Below are 17,383 nucleotides of genomic sequence, written 5' to 3'. Positions count from 1 at the left end.
CAAGCCATTGGATCCGCGGGATCCGCGTCTCAGTCAAAACTGGGAATAATGTTGGCCTTGTCGATCATATCGATCGGCAACAGGAACTCATGGTCTTCTACCTGCACCACGACGTCCTGCTCTTCTACACCGCGCAGAAGGCCCTGAAAATTGCGTCGCCCTTCAAAGGGAGATCGCAGCTTGATCTTCACTTGTTCACCGGCAAATTTTGCAAACTGATCAATAGTGAACAGTGGGCGTTCCATGCCTGGCGAGGAAACTTCGAGGGTGTATTCAACGGCGATTGGATCTTCAACATCCAGGACACCGCTGATCTGACGACTGACAATGGCACAATCGTCCACCAGCACGCCGCCCTCTTTATCGATATAAACGCGCAACATTGAGTGGCGACCTTGAGCCGAAAACTCAATACCCCAGCATTCATAGCCTAGGGCCACGACCACCGGGGCCAGCAAGGCCTGCAACTCTTCTAGCTTGCTCGACACCTGAACCCCCTCGTGCATGTATGTGCATGCTGTGCAAAATAAAAAAATGGGCGAAACGCCCATCCTTGAAACGCCGTCGAACAGCGGCGTTGAAAGTGTCCAGCTAACAAAAAGCCCCTTAAAAGGGGCTCCGCTAAAACTGGTTGCGGGGGCCGGATTTGAACCGACGACCTTCGGGTTATGAGCCCGACGAGCTACCAGACTGCTCCACCCCGCGACAAAGCTGGGGCGGAAGTATACGACCGATCCCTTACAGGGTCAATGTAACCTTCCACCTACAAGAAAGCCCGCAACAGCGGGCTCTCCTGATAATTGGTACCGAGAAGGGGACTCGAACCCCTACACCCTATGGGCACAACCACCTCAAGGTTGCGTGTCTACCAATTCCACCACCTCGGCAATACAGCGTTTACAACCCTTCTTACTTCTGCTCTTGAGCTGGAGGTACGTCAGTCGCTGGAGTAGCCGACTTTTGCTCTTGAAGCACCGGGACATCATCAGAAGCCGGTTTTGCTTTTGGCACTTCCAACACTGCTGGGTTTGGGAGACCTACTTGAGTCAGCACATGAGCTTTCTCTTTAGCAAAGTAACCTAACCCTAAGCTGGTTATGAAGAAACCGGCGGCAAGTATAGCAGTAAACTTACTAAGAAAGGTAGAGGAACCTTGGCTTCCGAATACAGTATTTGAAGCACCTGCACCGAAAGACGCACCAGCATCCGCACCTTTACCCTGTTGCAACAAAACCAGGGCAACTACGCCCAGGGCAGCCAACAGATGAAAAACGACTACGACTGTTTCCAGCATTTTTTCAGTTTCCCGCGGCGCGACAAATCGCACCGAACTCATCTGCATTCAGGGAGGCTCCACCAATGAGCCCCCCATCGATATCCGGCATGCCGAACAGTTCGACCGCATTGGCCGCCTTCACGCTGCCGCCGTATAGAAGACGCACACCTTGTGCGACTTCAGAATTCTCTGCCGCCAACTGCGCGCGGATGGCTGCGTGCACATCCTGCGCCTGTTGCGGTGTAGCAGTCAGCCCGGTACCAATGGCCCAGACCGGCTCGTAAGCAATTACTGCCTTTGCAAATGCACCAACACCCAACTCTTCAATGATGCTGCCCAGCTGACGCGAGACAACCTCAAGAGTCTTACCCGACTCACGCTGCTCAAGGGTCTCCCCTATGCACAACACTGGAATCAGGCCACAAGCCTGTGCTGCCGCGAACTTGCGGTTGAGCGTTCCATCACGCTCACCCATCATCTGACGGCGCTCGGAGTGCCCGACAAGCACGTAGGAACAACCCGCATCGACCAACTGACTTGGTGCAGTTTCACCCGTCAGAGCACCTTGCATGGCTTCCACTGCAGAATTCTGCGCGCCGACCTGAATCGACTTACCTTTCAAGCCATCAACCACTTGGGTGATATGCAGGCAAGGCGGGAAAACCGCAACATCAACACCGCTAGGCAAGGCCAAGTGACGAAGGCCATTGATCAGCTCAGCGACACTGGCGCGGGTACCGTGCATCTTCCAGTTACCAGCTACCATAGTGCGACGCATGCTGTACCTCGTCGGTCAAAGTGGGCGCAGATGTTACCCAACCACATCATCACTGGCAAGCCGAATTCAGGCGCAAACTTCAGTTACCAGTTTTGCCAGGTCTTCGGCGTGCCCCCGAACCTGTGTTTCATCCTCGCCTTCGACCATAACGCGCACCAAAGGCTCCGTACCGGACTTGCGTAGCAATACGCGACCACGTCCCGCCATCGCCAGGGTCACGCGCTCGCAGGCCTCTTTGACAGCAGGGTGCTCGATCGGATTATCGCCACCGGCAAATCGCACATTGAGCAACACTTGCGGACATTTGCGCAGGGCTTGACGCGCCTGGGCAAGACTCTCGTCGCGTCGACGCAATGCCAGCAGCACTTGTAGCGCGGCAATAATGGCGTCGCCCGTAGTCGTGTGCTGGAAGCACACCACGTGCCCCGAGTTCTCGCCACCCACCTGCCAATTACGCTCCTGCAGTTCGGCGATCACATAACGGTCACCCACATTCGCACGAACAAACGGAACCCCCAGCTCGGCCAAGGCCAGCTCAAGCCCGAGATTACTCATCAGCGTGCCAACGACGCCGCCTTGCAGCTTGTTACGCTCATGCAGATCGCGAGCGATGATGAACAGCAGGTCATCGCCATCAACCACGGTACCGGTGTGATCAACCATCAGGACACGATCACCGTCGCCATCAAACGCGATACCCAGGTCGGCATGCTCAGCCAGAACGGCTGCCTGCAGTTGCTCCATATGGGTCGAGCCGCAGTTTTCATTGATGTTCAGCCCGTTAGGCTGAGCCGACAGCACGGTAACCTGCGCACCCAATTCCTTGAATACACTTGGCGCCACCTTGTAGGTCGCACCATGGGCGCAGTCGACAACAATCTTCAACCCCGCAAAATTGGTACTACTTGGCACACTGCTCTTGCAGAATTCGATATAACGGCCAGACGCGTCATTGATTCTCGACACCTTGCCCAGCTTACTGGATTCGACCACCGTCATCGGCGCATCCAGAAGCTCTTCGATCATCAACTCGATCTCGTCAGGCAGCTTGGTGCCCTGCCCCGAGAAAAACTTGATGCCATTATCGTCATGGGGATTGTGCGAAGCACTGATCACGATACCGGCTTCAGCGTGGAAAGTACGCGTCAGGTATGCGATCGCCGGAGTCGGCATCGGCCCCAGCAGCATAACGTCAGCACCGGCAGCGGACAGACCCGCCTCCAGTGCCGATTCAAACATATAACCCGAGATACGGGTGTCCTTGCCCACCAGGATGCGGCATGCGCCCATGCTACGGAACGCCATACCGGCCGCCCAACCCAGCTTGAGCATGAAATCAGGAGTAATCGGATATTCGCCGACCCGACCACGGATACCGTCGGTGCCAAAGTATTTTTTAGTCATAAGTGCTCCATCATTCTTATTCGGCTGATTCTACAGCGGCGATCATTCGCACCACATCGACGGTCTCGGCGACATCATGCACGCGCAAGATACGCGCGCCCTTGGTTACCGCAAGCGCCGCAAGTGCAAGGCCACCGTACAACCGCTCACCCACCGGACGATTCAAGGCGAGCCCTATCATGCTCTTGCGCGAAACCCCAACCAACAGGGGCCGACCAAGGGCATGCAAAGCTTCCATATGCTTGAACAGGCTTAAATTGTGCTGCAAGGTCTTGGCGAACCCGAACCCGGGATCAAGGATGATCTTCTCAGGCGGGATGCCAACAGTGGCGCACTGGGCGATCCGTGCAGCAAGGAACCCACTCACTTCACCCACCAGGTCGTCATAGTGAGGGCAGTCCTGCATGTTGCCGGGCTCGCCCAACATATGCATCAGGCACACTGGAAGGCCGGACGCCGCCGCCGCATCCAAGGCACCGTCACGCTGCAGCGAACGCACGTCATTGATGAGTCCCGCACCCAGGCGCGCTGCCTCACGCATCACCGCTGGCGTGGATGTATCAACCGATATGATGACATCCAGTTCACGAGCAATGCGCTCGACAACCGGCGCCACGCGCTCCAGTTCCTCCAACGGAGAAACAAAGCGAGCGCCAGGCCGAGTGGACTCACCACCGACATCAATCAGGGTCGCTCCTGCAGCCACCATCGACTCAGCATGACGCAACGCTGCGTCCAGCTGGCTGAAGCGGCCGCCGTCAGAAAAGGAATCAGGGGTGACATTAAGAATGCCCATGACATGTGTCTGGGCCAAATCAAGAACCCGGTTGCCGCAAGGCAACCGGGTAGAGGACAACGCAAAAGTCATTTCAAACCTTAGTGGTCAGCTGCGGGGCCGCCGATCGGGGTTTCAGGGCGTTCATTCTGCACCACTGGCGGAGTACCCGAGGTACCTGAACCACCTTCCCAATCGCGAGGCTCACGCGGTGTACGGCCAGCCATGATGTCGTCGATCTGATCGGCATCGATGGTTTCGTACTTCATCAGCGCATCAGCCATCGCATCCAATTTGTCGCGATTGTCGGTCAGGATCTGCTTGGCCGTACCGTAGCACTGGTCAATGATGCTGCGCACTTCGGAGTCGATCAGCTTGGCTGTCTCACCAGAGAAGCTGGCGCTCTGACCGCCACCACCACGACCCAGGAATACTTCACCCTCTTCCTCGGCATACATCAACGGACCGAGTTTTTCCGACAACCCCCACTTGGTCACCATGTTCCGTGCAATCTGGCTGGCACGCATGATGTCGTTGGAGGCACCGGTGGTCACCCCGTCGAAGCCCAAGGTCATCTCTTCAGCGATACGACCGCCGTACAGCGAACAGATCTGGCTGATCAGCGCACGCTTGGAGAGGCTGTAGCGATCCTCCTCCGGCAGGAACATGGTGACACCCAGCGCCCGACCACGAGGAATGATCGAAACTTTATAGACAGGGTCATGCTCAGGCACCACACGCCCTACAATGGCGTGGCCAGCTTCGTGATAAGCGGTGTTTTGCTTCTCTTTCTCGGACATGACCATGGATTTGCGCTCAGCGCCCATCATGATCTTGTCTTTCGCCAGCTCGAATTCTTTCATTTCAACGATGCGCTTGCCGGTACGGGCCGCAAACAGCGAAGCCTCGTTTACCAAGTTGGCCAGGTCAGCACCCGAGAAACCTGGGGTACCACGGGCGATCACGGCCGGAGCCACGTCGTCACCCATCGGCACTTTACGCATGTGGACTTTCAGGATCTGTTCGCGACCACGGATATCCGGCAAGCCAACCACCACCTGGCGGTCGAAACGACCTGGACGCAGCAGCGCAGGGTCCAGCACGTCCGGACGGTTGGTCGCGGCGATTACGATGATGCCATCGTTCATCTCGAAACCATCCATCTCAACCAGCAACTGGTTGAGGGTCTGCTCACGCTCATCATGACCGCCGCCCATGCCAGCGCCACGATGACGACCTACGGCATCGATTTCGTCGATGAAAATGATGCACGGTGCGTGCTTCTTGGCCTGCTCGAACATATCGCGAACACGGCTGGCACCGACGCCGACAAACATCTCGACGAAGTCAGAACCGGAAATGGTGAAGAATGGCACTTTGGCTTCACCGGCAATCGCCTTGGCGAGCAAGGTTTTACCGGTACCTGGAGGACCAACCATCAGCACCCCGCGAGGAATACGGCCGCCCAGGCGCTGGAACTTGCCTGGGTCGCGCAGGAACTCTACAAGTTCACCGACTTCTTCCTTGGCTTCGTCGCAACCAGCAACGTCAGCCAGGGTGGTTTTCACCTGGTCTTCGGAGAGCAGGCGCGCCTTGCTCTTGCCGAAGCTCATCGGCCCGCCCTTGCCTCCCGCACCACCTTGCATCTGGCGCATGAAAAACATGAACACGGCGATAATCACCAGGATCGGGAAGCTGGCGACCAGCAACTGGGTCCAGATGCTCTGCTGCTCAGGCTGCTTGCCTTCAACAACCACGTGGTTATCCACCAGGTCGCCGATCAAACCGTTGTCCTGAATTGCCGGACGAATGGTCTTGAAGCTGTCGCCATCGTTGCGTTTGCCGGTGATCACGTAGCCATCAACCGCTACGCGCTCGACCTTGCCATCCTTAACTTGCTGGATGAAGTCGGAATAGTTGAGGGTCTGCGGCTCGTTAGGGCTGGAGAAGTTGTTCATCACCGTCACGAGGACAGCCGCGATGATCAACCACAGGATCAGATTCTTTGCCATATCGTTCAATTAACTACCCTCTGAAGCAAGCTCCGCTACTGGCGCGCGCTTCGCATGATATTCACCGGCCTAACTTACTACATTACCTACAACTCTGGCAGGCGCCGTCTGTAACCCTTTGTGAAACTTTGACTACACAATATTCGTAAAGCTTCGTGACGAAAGCGATATAAAAAAACCTATCGCCCTCCTCGAATTCCTCAAAAACGCTCTTCACTCGCCGCGCCTTCGACACCACGGAAGCCGCGGCACAGCAAGTATTGCTCTCTGGACCTGTCTCGGGAAGAGTCAGGCTTACGCGTCTGCACCTTGTCGAACAACTTGCGGATGTTCTTGTGGTACTCGTCAAAACCTTCTCCCTGGAACACCTTCACCAGGAAATCGCCACCAGGACGCAACACCCGACCCGCCAGATCCAGCGCCAATTCGCAAAGGAACATGGCCCGCGGCATATCAACGGCCGGTAATCCACTCATATTGGGGGCCATGTCGGAAATCACAAGGTCTACCTGCGAATTTCCCACAGCCTCGAGGATCTGGGCGAGCACGGTGTCCTGGGTAAAGTCGCCATGAACGAAGGTCACGTCCGGGATGCTGTCCATTTCGAGGATGTCGGAAGCGATCAGGCGACCTTGACCACCAATCAGACGACTGGTCACCTGGGACCACCCACCAGGGGCCGCACCAAGATCGATAACGCTCATGCCTGGACGAATCAACTTGTCCTTGTCCTGGATCTCCAACAGCTTGTAGCTGGCCCGGGAACGATAGCCATCCTTTTGCGCCTTTTTGACGTAAGGATCGTTGAAATGCTCTTGCAGCCACTTAAGGCTAGTTTTGGAACGGGCCACGGGCCACCTCGAAAATAAAACGGGTCGTGATTAACTGGGCGGTCCCGGACTCGCTCGGGTAAACTGGCCGCCGCTTTTTACAAGATCAGACGCAGGGGTCAGATTATGCCGCTCACTCAAGAGCAGAAGAAACAGTACAAATCCATTGGCCACCATCTGAAACCAGTTTTGATTGTGGCAGACAACGGTTTGACTGAAGGTGTGTTAGCCGAACTTGAACGCGCACTGGGCGATCACGAACTGATCAAGATCAAGGTCAACATCCTTGACCGCGAAGCGCGCCTAGCCGCCATTGCAGAACTGTGCAAGGTGGGCAAGGCGGACCTGGTTCAGGTCATCGGCAAGATGGCGCTGCTGTATCGCAAGAACTTCAGCGTCAACAAGCAACTGTCGAACGTTCATCGCTTCAAATGACAACAAGGGTCACGGGCGCGCCTCGCGCGCCCCGCCACTCCACCCGGGCGCCGGCTGCATGACCAGCACCAGGCCGGAAAACCCTAGCACAAGATAGCTGAATAACTGCCAGCGCAACGCTTCCGGCAGCCATACATGCACCACGCAAAACATCGCGCATGCATACAGCGCCATCAACAGCAGTTGCCCGCGAATATCCCGCCACAAACTCCCCAAGCCTTCGGCCTTGATCAGCACCAGTGCCTGAAGCGTCACGCACGCCGCTGCGAAACTCACCAGCAACGCGCTCAACAATCCATCGATTTCATCGATCAGCAACGGCGCCAGACCAATCAGGCCCAGCGCCGGTACCACGCCAATGTGCAACAGCCACAGGCCACCCACCCAAAGCATCTGGGCAAGCTGCCAAAGCATAGCGCCCGCACGAAGCGGGCGCCGCCTTTCAGATATGGCGGACTTCAACAATCTCGTACTCGATCACGCCGCCAGGCGTCTTGACCGCCACCACATCACCCTCTTCCTTGGCAATCAAGGCGCGAGCCAGTGGAGAACCAACGGAGATCTTGCCGAGTTTGAAGTCAGCTTCGTCCTCACCCACGATGTGGTAGACCACGCTTTCGTCAGTCTCGACGTTAGCGATTTCCACTGTTGTGCCGAAAATCACTTTGCCGGTATGCGGGATGGTCGTGACGTCAATGATCACCGCATTCTGCATACGGCCTTCGATGTCACGGATCCGCGCCTCGACCATACCCTGCTGCTCACGAGCAGCGTGGTATTCGGCGTTTTCCTTCAAGTCACCCAGCTCGCGGGCCGTACCGATGTCCTGGCTCAGCTTTGGACGTACGACCTTGGTCAGATGGGCGTGCTCCTCTTCCAAGGCCTTCGCGCCTTGGACGGTCATTGGGTATTTGGTCATGCCTTCAATCCTGCGTGTAGATCCTGCAAGCGACGCACGGTCTTTTCCGGACCGAACTTGAGCGCTTCGCAGATAGCTTCGCCAGCAGCAATGGTAGTGGTGCAGTAGATCTTATGCTGCAAGGCGTTACGACGAATGGAGTAAGAGTCCGCAATCGACTGGCGACCTTCGGTGGTGTTGATGATCAGGGTGACTTCGTCATTCTTGATCATGTCGACCACGTGCGGACGGCCTTCCGTCACCTTGTTCACGCGACGCACTTTCAGGCCGGCAGCTTCGATCAGCTTGGCGGTCCCGGCGGTGGCCACGATTTCGAACCCCAAGTTGATCAGATCACGGGCCACGCCTGCAACCAGTGGCTTGTCATCATCACGCACGCTGATGAAAGCAGTACCGCCGGTTGGCAACACTTCGCTGGCGCCCATTTGAGCCTTGGCGAAAGCTTCGCCGAAGGTATCGCCCACACCCATCACTTCACCGGTGGACTTCATCTCTGGGCCCAGGATCGGGTCCACGCCAGGGAATTTGGCGAATGGGAACACCGCCTCTTTCACGCTGTAGAAGTTCGGAATGATTTCCTTGGTGAACCCGATTTCCTTCAGGGTCTTACCTGCCATCACACGCGCAGCGATCATGGCCAGGGACACGCCGATGCACTTGGACACAAACGGCACGGTACGCGAGGCACGCGGGTTGACTTCGATGACGTAGATGTCTTCGCCCTGCAGCGCCAACTGTACGTTCATCAGGCCGACCACGCCCAACTCCAGGGCCATTTTCTTGACCTGTTCGCGCATCTCGTCCTGGATGTGCGCTGGCAACGAGTAAGGCGGCAGCGAGCATGCGGAGTCACCGGAGTGAACGCCCGCCTGCTCGATGTGCTGCATGATTGCGCCGATGACCACGTCGGTACCGTCGCAAACAGCATCCACGTCCATCTCGATGGCGCAGTTGAGGAAGTGATCCAGCAGCACCGGGCTGTCGTTGGATACTTTCACCGCATCACGCAGGTAACGCTTGAGTTCTTCTTCTTCGTAGACGATTTCCATCGCACGGCCGCCCAGCACGTAGGAAGGACGCACCACCAGCGGGTAGCCGATCTTGCTGGCTGCACGGATGGCTTCGTCTTCGCTGCGCACAGTGGCGTTTGGCGGCTGACGCAGGTTCAGGCGCTCAACCATTTGCTGGAAGCGCTCGCGGTCTTCGGCACGGTCGATAGCGTCCGGGCTGGTGCCGATGATCGGCACGCCGGCAGCTTCAAGGGCACGTGCCAGTTTCAGCGGGGTTTGGCCGCCGTACTGGACGATCACGCCTTTTGGCTTCTCGACGCGCACGATTTCCAACACGTCTTCCAGGGTCACTGGCTCGAAGTACAGACGATCGGAGGTGTCGTAGTCAGTGGAAACAGTTTCCGGGTTGCAGTTGACCATGATGGTCTCGTACCCGTCTTCGCGCAGGGCGAGAGCGGCGTGTACGCAGCAGTAGTCGAACTCGATACCTTGGCCGATACGGTTTGGACCGCCGCCCAAGATCATGATCTTGTCGCGACCCGACGGCGCCGCTTCGCACTCTTCCTCGTAAGTGGAGTACAGGTAGGCAGTGTCGGTGGAGAACTCGGCCGCGCAGGTGTCAACGCGCTTGTAGACCGGGAAGATTTCCAGTTTGTGGCGGTACGTGCGCAGGTTTTTCTCAGTCACACCCAGCAGCTTGGCCAGGCGCTGGTCGGAGAAGCCCTTGCGCTTGAGGCGGAACATCATGTCGCGATCGATGCTGGCCAGGCCCAGGGTCTTGACCTTCTCTTCTTCCTTGATCAAGTCTTCGATCTGCACCAGGAACCACGGGTCGATCATGTTCATGCCGAAGATGTCTTCGACGGTCATGCCGGCGCGGAAGGCGTCAGCGACGTACCAGATACGCTCGGCCCCAGGCACAGTCAGCTCGCGCTTGAGCACACTCATGCTTTCCGGGTTGCTCAGGTCAAGTTTTTCGTCCAGGCCGCAAACACCCACTTCCAGGCCACGAAGGGCTTTCTGCAGGGATTCCTGGAAGGTCCGGCCGATGGCCATGACTTCACCCACCGACTTCATCTGGGTGGTCAGGCGCGCGTCAGCCTTGGCGAATTTCTCGAAGGCAAAACGTGGCAGCTTGGTCACGACGTAGTCGATGGACGGCTCGAAGGACGCCGGGGTCTTGCCGCCGGTGATGTCGTTCGACAGTTCGTCCAGGGTGTAACCCACGGCCAGTTTGGCCGCGACCTTGGCGATCGGGAAACCGGTAGCCTTCGAGGCCAGGGCCGACGAACGGGACACACGCGGGTTCATTTCGATAACGACCATGCGACCGGTGGTCGGGCAGATGCCGAACTGCACGTTAGAACCGCCAGTCTCCACACCGATCTCACGCAGCACCGCCAGGGACGCGTTACGCAGGATCTGGTATTCCTTGTCGGTCAGGGTCTGTGCTGGAGCCACGGTGATCGAGTCACCGGTGTGCACGCCCATCGGGTCGAAGTTTTCGATGGAGCAGACGATGATGCAGTTGTCCTTCTTATCGCGGACAACCTCCATCTCATATTCTTTCCAGCCGATCAGGGATTCGTCGATCAGCAGCTCTTTGGTCGGAGACAGGTCCAGGCCACGGGCGCAGATTTCTTCGAACTCTTCACGGTTGTAAGCGATACCGCCGCCGGTGCCGCCCATGGTGAAGGAAGGACGGATGATGCACGGAAAGCCCAGGGTCTCGAGGACCGCGTTAGCTTCTTCCATGCTGTGAGCGATACCGGAACGTGGGCACGCCAGGCCGATGGACTTCATGGCCTTGTCGAAGCGGGAACGGTCTTCAGCCTTGTCGATAGTGTCGGCATTGGCACCGATCATCTCTACGCCGAATTTCTCCAGGACGCCTTCGCGTTCCAAGTCCAGGGCGCAGTTCAGGGCGGTCTGGCCGCCCATGGTTGGCAACAGTGCGTCCGGACGCTCTTTCTCGATGATCTTGGCAACGGTCTGCCACTTGATCGGCTCGATGTAGGTGGCGTCGGCCATGGCCGGGTCAGTCATGATAGTGGCTGGGTTGGAGTTCACCAGGATGACGCGGTAGCCCTCCTCGCGCAGCGCCTTACAGGCCTGGGCGCCGGAGTAGTCGAATTCGCAGGCCTGGCCGATTACGATCGGGCCAGCGCCGAGAATCAGGATGCTTTTTATGTCAGTACGTTTTGGCATGGGTTTGTCACTCAAATCCGCAGGTCAGTCGGCAAGCCGTCTTGAACAATCCTTGAAGAGCCTGCGGGGGCCACCGACATTCGGGGCCGCCCGCAAGCCACTCAGTCAGCGTCGCTTGGCCATCTCATTGATGAAACGGTCGAACAGCGGCGCTACGTCGTTCGGGCCCGGGCTCGCTTCAGGGTGGCCCTGGAAGCTGAACGCACTCTTGTCGGTGCGCTCGATGCCTTGCAGGGAGCCGTCGAACAGCGACTTGTGAATCGCGCGGACATTACCCGGCAAAGTCGCTTCGTCCACCGCGAAACCGTGGTTCTGGCTGGTGATCATCACAACGCCAGTATCCAGGTCTTGCACAGGGTGGTTGGCGCCGTGATGGCCATGCCCCATTTTCAAGGTCTTGGCGCCAGAGGCCAGGGCCAGCAGTTGATGCCCCAGGCAGATACCGAACACCGGAATGTCGGTCTCCAGAACGTCCTTGATGGCCTTGATGGCATAGTCGCATGGCTCAGGGTCACCGGGGCCGTTGGACAGGAACACACCATCCGGTTGCAGGGCCAGCACGTCACTGGCTGGGGTTTGCGCCGGCACCACGGTCACGCGGCAACCACGCTCGACCAGCATGCGCAGGATGTTGTACTTGATGCCGTAGTCATAGGCGACCACGTGATACGACAGATCAGCCGCGTCGATGGTCGCGTGGCTGTCGGTCTTCAAGTCCCAGACAGTGGAGCGCCACTCGTACTGTTCCTTGGTGCTGACGACTTTCGCCAGGTCCATGCCCTTGAGGCCAGGGAAACCTTGCGCTGCGGCGATCGCTGCTTCTTCGGAAATATTGTCACCGGCCATGATGCAGCCGTTCTGCGAACCTTTTTCACGCAGGATGCGTGTCAGACGGCGCGTATCGATACCGGCGATCGCCACAACATTGTTGGCTTTCAGGTAATCGGATAGCGACATCGTATTACGCCAGTTGCTCGCAACCAGAGGCAGGTCACGAATCACCAGGCCCGCCGACCAGACACGATCAGACTCGACGTCTTCCGGTGTAGTACCGGTGTTGCCGATGTGCGGATAGGTCAGGGTCACGATCTGTTGGGCGTAGGAAGGATCGGTAAGGATTTCCTGATAGCCGGTCATGGCAGTGTTAAACACTACCTCTCCAACGGTTTGACCGTCGGCTCCAATGGCTTCGCCGCGAAAAATGCTGCCATCAGCAAGGGCGAGTATGGCTGGCTTAGTCAAGAAGACCTCCCGTAAATAAAGCCTGAAAGGGCGATCGCAGGTTGTAAAAAAGCGGAGTGACGTATGGACACGTCACCCCGCTTCTTCACTGAATTATTCTGCGCGCTTTTAGTGGACACACTAAAGCTGTAGCTTACAGAAAAAGGCTTTTTTGGTCCACCGCTAATGAGCCTTAAAGGCAGGAGAATGCGACAGGACGTCGCTTAGCGGGTAAAACGGGGCCTCAGGATAATCCTGAAGCCCCGTTTTAGCTATCGATTAGTGCAGATCCAGCACATCGCGCATGTCGTAAAGCCCCGGCTCGCGACCGTCCAACCAGAGCGCAGCACGTACCGCCCCCTTGGCAAACGTCATGCGACTGGACGCCTTATGCGTGATTTCAAGGCGCTCGCCTTCGGATGCGAACAACACAGTGTGATCGCCAACTACATCACCACCGCGAACGGTAGCGAAGCCGATGGTGTCACGCGCACGCTCGCCGGTATGACCTTCACGGCCGTATACCGCCACTTTCGACAGGTCGCGACCTAACGCATCGGCAATAGCCTCCCCCATACGCAACGCGGTGCCCGAGGGCGCATCGATCTTGTGCCGGTGATGGGTCTCGATGATTTCGATATCCGCCTCATCCCCCAGCACGCGAGCTGCGAGATCAAGCAGCTTGAGCGAAAGGTTCACACCCACACTGAAGTTAGCGGCAAACACGATCGGAATATCCTTGCCCGCCGCCACCAGCAACTGCTTCTGCTCCGCACTCAAGCCCGTCGTACCGATCACCATGGCCTTGCCTGCCTTGCGACAGAACGCCAGGTTCTTCAGCATCACGTCCGGCAGGGTGAAGTCGATCAGTACGTCGAACTCATCAGCCACCTGCTCCAGATTGCCGGACAACGACACACCAATGCGCCCCAACGAGGCCAATTCACCCGCATCCGCACCAATCAGCGTGCTGCCAGGGCGAACGATCGCCGCCGTCAACCCGGAGGCCGGCGATCGCTGCTGCACCGCCTCGACCAGCGTCTTGCCCATGCGCCCGGCAGCGCCCATTACGGCTATACGTCGCATACTCAACTCCTTACAGGTCGCCGAAGAAGCGCTTCACGCCATCGAAGAAGCCCGTGGTCTTCGGCGAATGGGAGTCATCACCTTCCAACGAACTGCGAAACTCTTCCAGCAACTCTCGCTGACGACGACCCAGGTTGACCGGAGTTTCCACCGCCACACGGCACATCAAGTCACCGGCACCACCACCACGCACCGGCGCAACGCCCTTGCCACGGATACGGAACTGCTTACCGGTCTGCGTCCCCTCAGGAATCTTGAGCTTGACCCGACCATCCAGCGTCGGAATCTCCAACTCACCGCCCAGGGCTGCATCGACAAAGCTGATCGGCACTTCGCAGAACAGGTGCTTGCCGTCGCGCTGGAAGATCGAGTGCTCGCGCACATTGATCACCACATACAGGTCGCCCGTCGGACCACCCTGCGTCCCCGCCTCGCCTTCGCCCGACAGACGAATGCGATCGCCGGTATCCACGCCTGCAGGCACCTTCACCGACAGCGTCTTGTACTCTTCGACGCGGCCTTCGCCGTGACAGGAGTCGCACGGATCGGAAATGATCTTGCCCTGCCCATGGCAACGCGGGCAGGTCTGCTGCACCGAGAAGAAGCCCTGCTGCATGCGCACCTGACCGATACCGCCACAGGTCGGGCAGGTGATCGGCGAGGAGCCTTTCTTAGCCCCCGAACCGTCGCACGGCTTGCAGTTGACCAGCGTCGGCACGCGGATATTGACGCTGGTGCCGCGCACGGCTTCTTCCAGGTTCAGCTCCAGGGTGTAGCGCAGGTCGCTGCCCCGCTGGGCACCACCCCGCTGGCCACCGCGGCCGCCGCCGAAGAAGTCACTGAACACATCGCCGAAAATATCGGAGAAGTTCTGACCGCCGAAGCCGGCTCCGCCGCCACCCATGCTCGGGTCGACGCCGGCGTGACCATACTGGTCGTAGGCCGCACGCTTGTTGGGATCACACAGGCATTCGTAGGCCTCGTTGGCCTCTTTGAACATTTCTTCGGATTCTTTGTTATCCGGATTACGGTCCGGGTGGTGCTTCATCGCCAGGCGACGGTAAGCCTTTTTCAGGTCCGCCTCGCTGGAGCCACGCTCCACACCCAATACTTCGTAATAGTCACGCTTTGCCATAAGTCTTTGCACTCTTAAGGACGTTCGGCCAGACCCTCCTGAGCCCTGCCAAACTCGTTGAGCCCCAATACAGGCCCGGACCCAACTCACGTCAATTCAGCGATCCTGGTCATAACTGCTTTCAGCCAGGGACCCGGCCAAAAACGCGGTGACTGTCGCCCAGGAAGCAGGAGCATTCCCGATCACACCGCCAGCATCCGAACGTTGTCGCATGCTGTAAAAATTCGCATACCCCAGACACACCAACGCGGGAGCAAGCTCCCGCGCGGCGACATCCTACCAGTCACCGCTTGATAGCGGTCAACCGGCCAAGCAGATTACTTCTGCTCTTTGACTTCTTCGAACTCGGCATCGACAACGTCGTCGTGCTTGGCTTCAGGCTCTGCGTGTTGCGCAGCGCCTTCAGCTGGCTGGCCTTGCTCGGCGTACATTTTCTGGGCAACTGGCGCGGAAACTTTCGACAGTTCCTCAACCTTGGCTTCAATGGCAGCCTTGTCGTCACCTTTAACGGCGGCTTCCAGGGCAACCACGGCAGCTTCGATCGCAGCCTTCTCTTCGGCAGTTACTTTATCGCCAGCATCAGCGACCATTTTGCGTGTCGAGTGAACCAGGGCATCACCCTGGTTACGCGCAGCGGCCAGCTCTTCGAACTTGCGATCTTCTTCGGAGTTGGCTTCAGCATCGCGAATCATCTGCTGAATTTCTTCCTCGGACAGGCCGGAGTTGGCCTTGATCACGATCGATTGAGTCTTGCCGGTGGCCTTGTCCTTGGCGCCTACGTGCAGAATGCCGTTGGCGTCGATGTCGAAGGTCACTTCGATTTGTGGCACGCCACGTGGTGCTGGTGGAATCTCGGCCAGGTCGAACTTGCCCAGGGACTTGTTCTGCGCAGCCTGCTTACGCTCACCTTGCAACACATGGATGGTCACGGCGCCCTGGTTGTCATCGGCAGTCGAGAACACTTGCGATTTCTTGGTAGGAATCGTGGTGTTTTTCTCGATCAGCGCCGTCATCACGCCACCCATGGTTTCAATACCCAGGGTCAGCGGGCTCACGTCCAGCAGCAGCACGTCTTTCACGTCACCGGCCAATACCGCACCTTGGATCGCAGCACCCATGGCAACCGCTTCGTCCGGGTTCACGTCTTTACGTGCTTCCTTGCCGAAGAACTCGGTAACCAGCTTCTGAACCAGTGGCATACGGGTCTGACCGCCAACCAGGATCACGTCGTTGATCGCGCCAACGTCGATACCAGAGTCTTTCAGCGCGATACGGCAAGGCTCGATGGTGCGCTGAACCAGGTCTTCAACCAGCGCTTCCAGCTTGGCGCGCGAGATCTTCACGTTCAAGTGCTTAGGACCGGTAGCATCTGCAGTAATGTACGGCAGGTTAACGTCGGTCGACTGAGCGGAAGACAGCTCGATCTTGGCTTTCTCAGCGGCTTCTTTCAGGCGCTGCATGGCCAGCGGGTCACCCTTAAGGTTCATGCCGCTTTCTTTCTTGAATTCGTCAACGAGGTAGTCGATCAGACGAATGTCAAAGTCTTCACCACCGAGGAAGGTGTCACCATTGGTGGCCAACACTTCGAACTGGTGCTCGCCGTCAACTTCAGCGATCTCGATAACGGAAACGTCGAAGGTACCGCCACCCAGGTCATAAACGATGACGGTGTGATCGCCCTTGGCCTTATCCATGCCGTAAGCCAGTGCAGCGGCAGTGGGTTCGTTGATGATACGTTTAACGTCCAGGCCCGCGATGCGGCCGGCATCCTTGGTCGCCTGGCGCTGGCTGTCGTTGAAGTAGGCCGGAACGGTGATCACCGCTTCGGTCACCGCTTCACCGAGGTAGTCTTCGGCAGTTTTCTTCATCTTTTTCAAGATTTCAGCCGAGATTTGCGGCGGCGACATTTTCTGGCCGTTTACTTCAACCCAGGCGTCACCGTTATCGGCCTTGGCGATTTTGTAAGGGACCATCTTAATGTCTTTCTGTACGACTTCTTCTTCGAACTTACGACCGATCAGACGCTTCACCGCGTACAGGGTGTTATGCGGATTGGTCACAGCCTGACGTTTGGCCGACTGACCAACGAGGATTTCACCGTCGTTGGCGTAAGCAATGATCGACGGCGTGGTACGCGCGCCTTCGGCGTTTTCGATAACTTTTGCAACGCCGTTTTCCAGCACAGAGACGCAGGAGTTGGTGGTCCCCAGGTCGATACCGATAATTTTGCCCATGATTTACTCTCCCGAAACTTGAATTTGGATGCCGCAGCAGTGGTAGCTAACTGCGGTAGCA

The 17,383-nt window shown here is 57.6% G+C and carries 15 protein-coding genes and 2 tRNA genes; 1 reads left to right on the top strand and 16 read right to left on the bottom strand.

All coding sequences use genetic code 11. The features are described 5' to 3' along the window. Nucleotides 1-29: 29 nt before the first annotated feature. The 9 genes from rimP to rlmE form a co-directional block, all read right to left on the bottom strand. Nucleotides 30-488 (bottom strand): ribosome maturation factor RimP, encoded by a 459-nt coding sequence (gene rimP, locus AC1Q6I_RS12725; protein ID WP_032865935.1) that lies wholly within the window; start codon nucleotides 486-488, stop codon nucleotides 30-32. 140 nt (nucleotides 489-628) lie between these two features. Further along, nucleotides 629-705, bottom strand: a tRNA-Met gene (locus tag AC1Q6I_RS12720). Nucleotides 706-801: 96 nt separating this feature from the next. Further along, a tRNA-Leu gene (locus AC1Q6I_RS12715) sits at nucleotides 802-887 on the bottom strand. Nucleotides 888-909: 22 nt separating this feature from the next. Further along, the gene (secG, locus tag AC1Q6I_RS12710; RefSeq protein WP_010206600.1) at nucleotides 910-1,293 is read right to left on the bottom strand and encodes a preprotein translocase subunit SecG; all 384 of its coding nucleotides are present in this window, start codon (nucleotides 1,291-1,293) and stop codon (nucleotides 910-912) included. 4 nt (nucleotides 1,294-1,297) lie between these two features. Further along, on the bottom strand, nucleotides 1,298-2,053 hold the full coding sequence (gene tpiA / locus AC1Q6I_RS12705) for a triose-phosphate isomerase (RefSeq protein WP_069077025.1): 756 nt from the start codon (nucleotides 2,051-2,053) through the stop codon (nucleotides 1,298-1,300). A 66-nt stretch (nucleotides 2,054-2,119) separates the two neighbouring features. Further along, entirely contained in the window at nucleotides 2,120-3,457 is a 1,338-nt protein-coding gene (gene glmM, locus AC1Q6I_RS12700; protein ID WP_024077437.1) for a phosphoglucosamine mutase, read from the bottom strand. A gap of 16 nt (nucleotides 3,458-3,473) precedes the next feature. Continuing rightward, on the bottom strand, nucleotides 3,474-4,325 hold the full coding sequence (gene folP, locus AC1Q6I_RS12695) for a dihydropteroate synthase (RefSeq protein WP_024077438.1): 852 nt from the start codon (nucleotides 4,323-4,325) through the stop codon (nucleotides 3,474-3,476). Nucleotides 4,326-4,333: 8 nt separating this feature from the next. After that, nucleotides 4,334-6,244, bottom strand: a complete 1,911-nt coding sequence (gene ftsH, locus AC1Q6I_RS12690; protein WP_032803717.1) for an ATP-dependent zinc metalloprotease FtsH — start codon at nucleotides 6,242-6,244, stop codon at nucleotides 4,334-4,336. A 200-nt stretch (nucleotides 6,245-6,444) separates the two neighbouring features. Continuing rightward, a complete protein-coding gene (gene rlmE / locus AC1Q6I_RS12685; protein ID WP_015885924.1) occupies nucleotides 6,445-7,095 on the bottom strand; it encodes a 23S rRNA (uridine(2552)-2'-O)-methyltransferase RlmE in 651 nt (216 codons plus the stop codon). 105 nt (nucleotides 7,096-7,200) lie between these two features. Here rlmE and AC1Q6I_RS12680 point away from each other — a divergent pair, with 105 nt between their 5' ends. After that, complete coding sequence (locus tag AC1Q6I_RS12680) at nucleotides 7,201-7,509, top strand: YhbY family RNA-binding protein (RefSeq protein WP_017139256.1); 309 nt, start codon at nucleotides 7,201-7,203, stop codon at nucleotides 7,507-7,509. Between the two features lie 9 nt (nucleotides 7,510-7,518). Here the strand turns inward: AC1Q6I_RS12680 and AC1Q6I_RS12675 are convergent, their stop codons facing one another. The 7 genes from AC1Q6I_RS12675 to dnaK all read right to left on the bottom strand — a co-directional run bounded on the left by AC1Q6I_RS12675 (nucleotide 7,519) and on the right by dnaK (nucleotide 17,322). After that, on the bottom strand, nucleotides 7,519-7,923 hold the full coding sequence (locus AC1Q6I_RS12675) for a hypothetical protein (protein WP_041161027.1): 405 nt from the start codon (nucleotides 7,921-7,923) through the stop codon (nucleotides 7,519-7,521). Between the two features lie 28 nt (nucleotides 7,924-7,951). Then, the gene (gene greA, locus AC1Q6I_RS12670) at nucleotides 7,952-8,428 is read right to left on the bottom strand and encodes a transcription elongation factor GreA (RefSeq protein WP_024077441.1); all 477 of its coding nucleotides are present in this window, start codon (nucleotides 8,426-8,428) and stop codon (nucleotides 7,952-7,954) included. Continuing rightward, on the bottom strand, nucleotides 8,425-11,646 hold the full coding sequence (gene carB / locus AC1Q6I_RS12665) for a carbamoyl-phosphate synthase large subunit (RefSeq protein ID WP_024077442.1): 3,222 nt from the start codon (nucleotides 11,644-11,646) through the stop codon (nucleotides 8,425-8,427). The genes greA and carB overlap by 4 nt, the downstream gene beginning before the upstream one ends. 105 nt (nucleotides 11,647-11,751) lie before the next feature. After that, a complete protein-coding gene (carA, locus tag AC1Q6I_RS12660; protein WP_024077443.1) occupies nucleotides 11,752-12,888 on the bottom strand; it encodes a glutamine-hydrolyzing carbamoyl-phosphate synthase small subunit in 1,137 nt (378 codons plus the stop codon). Nucleotides 12,889-13,146: 258 nt separating this feature from the next. Further along, complete coding sequence (gene dapB / locus AC1Q6I_RS12655) at nucleotides 13,147-13,953, bottom strand: 4-hydroxy-tetrahydrodipicolinate reductase (RefSeq protein WP_024077444.1); 807 nt, start codon at nucleotides 13,951-13,953, stop codon at nucleotides 13,147-13,149. 10 nt (nucleotides 13,954-13,963) lie between these two features. Then, nucleotides 13,964-15,088: a molecular chaperone DnaJ gene (gene dnaJ / locus AC1Q6I_RS12650; RefSeq protein WP_024077445.1), complete on the bottom strand. Its 1,125-nt coding sequence runs from the start codon at nucleotides 15,086-15,088 to the stop codon at nucleotides 13,964-13,966. Nucleotides 15,089-15,405: 317 nt separating this feature from the next. Beyond that, nucleotides 15,406-17,322 carry a molecular chaperone DnaK gene (gene dnaK, locus AC1Q6I_RS12645; RefSeq protein WP_024077446.1) on the bottom strand — a complete coding sequence of 639 codons (1,917 nt, stop codon included), beginning with the start codon at nucleotides 17,320-17,322 and terminating at the stop codon, nucleotides 15,406-15,408. Nucleotides 17,323-17,383: the final 61 nt, after the last annotated feature.

It is taken from the genome of Pseudomonas sp. MPR-R2A5, assembly GCF_058793055.1.
This window is presented reverse-complemented; position numbering and strand designations above follow the sequence as displayed.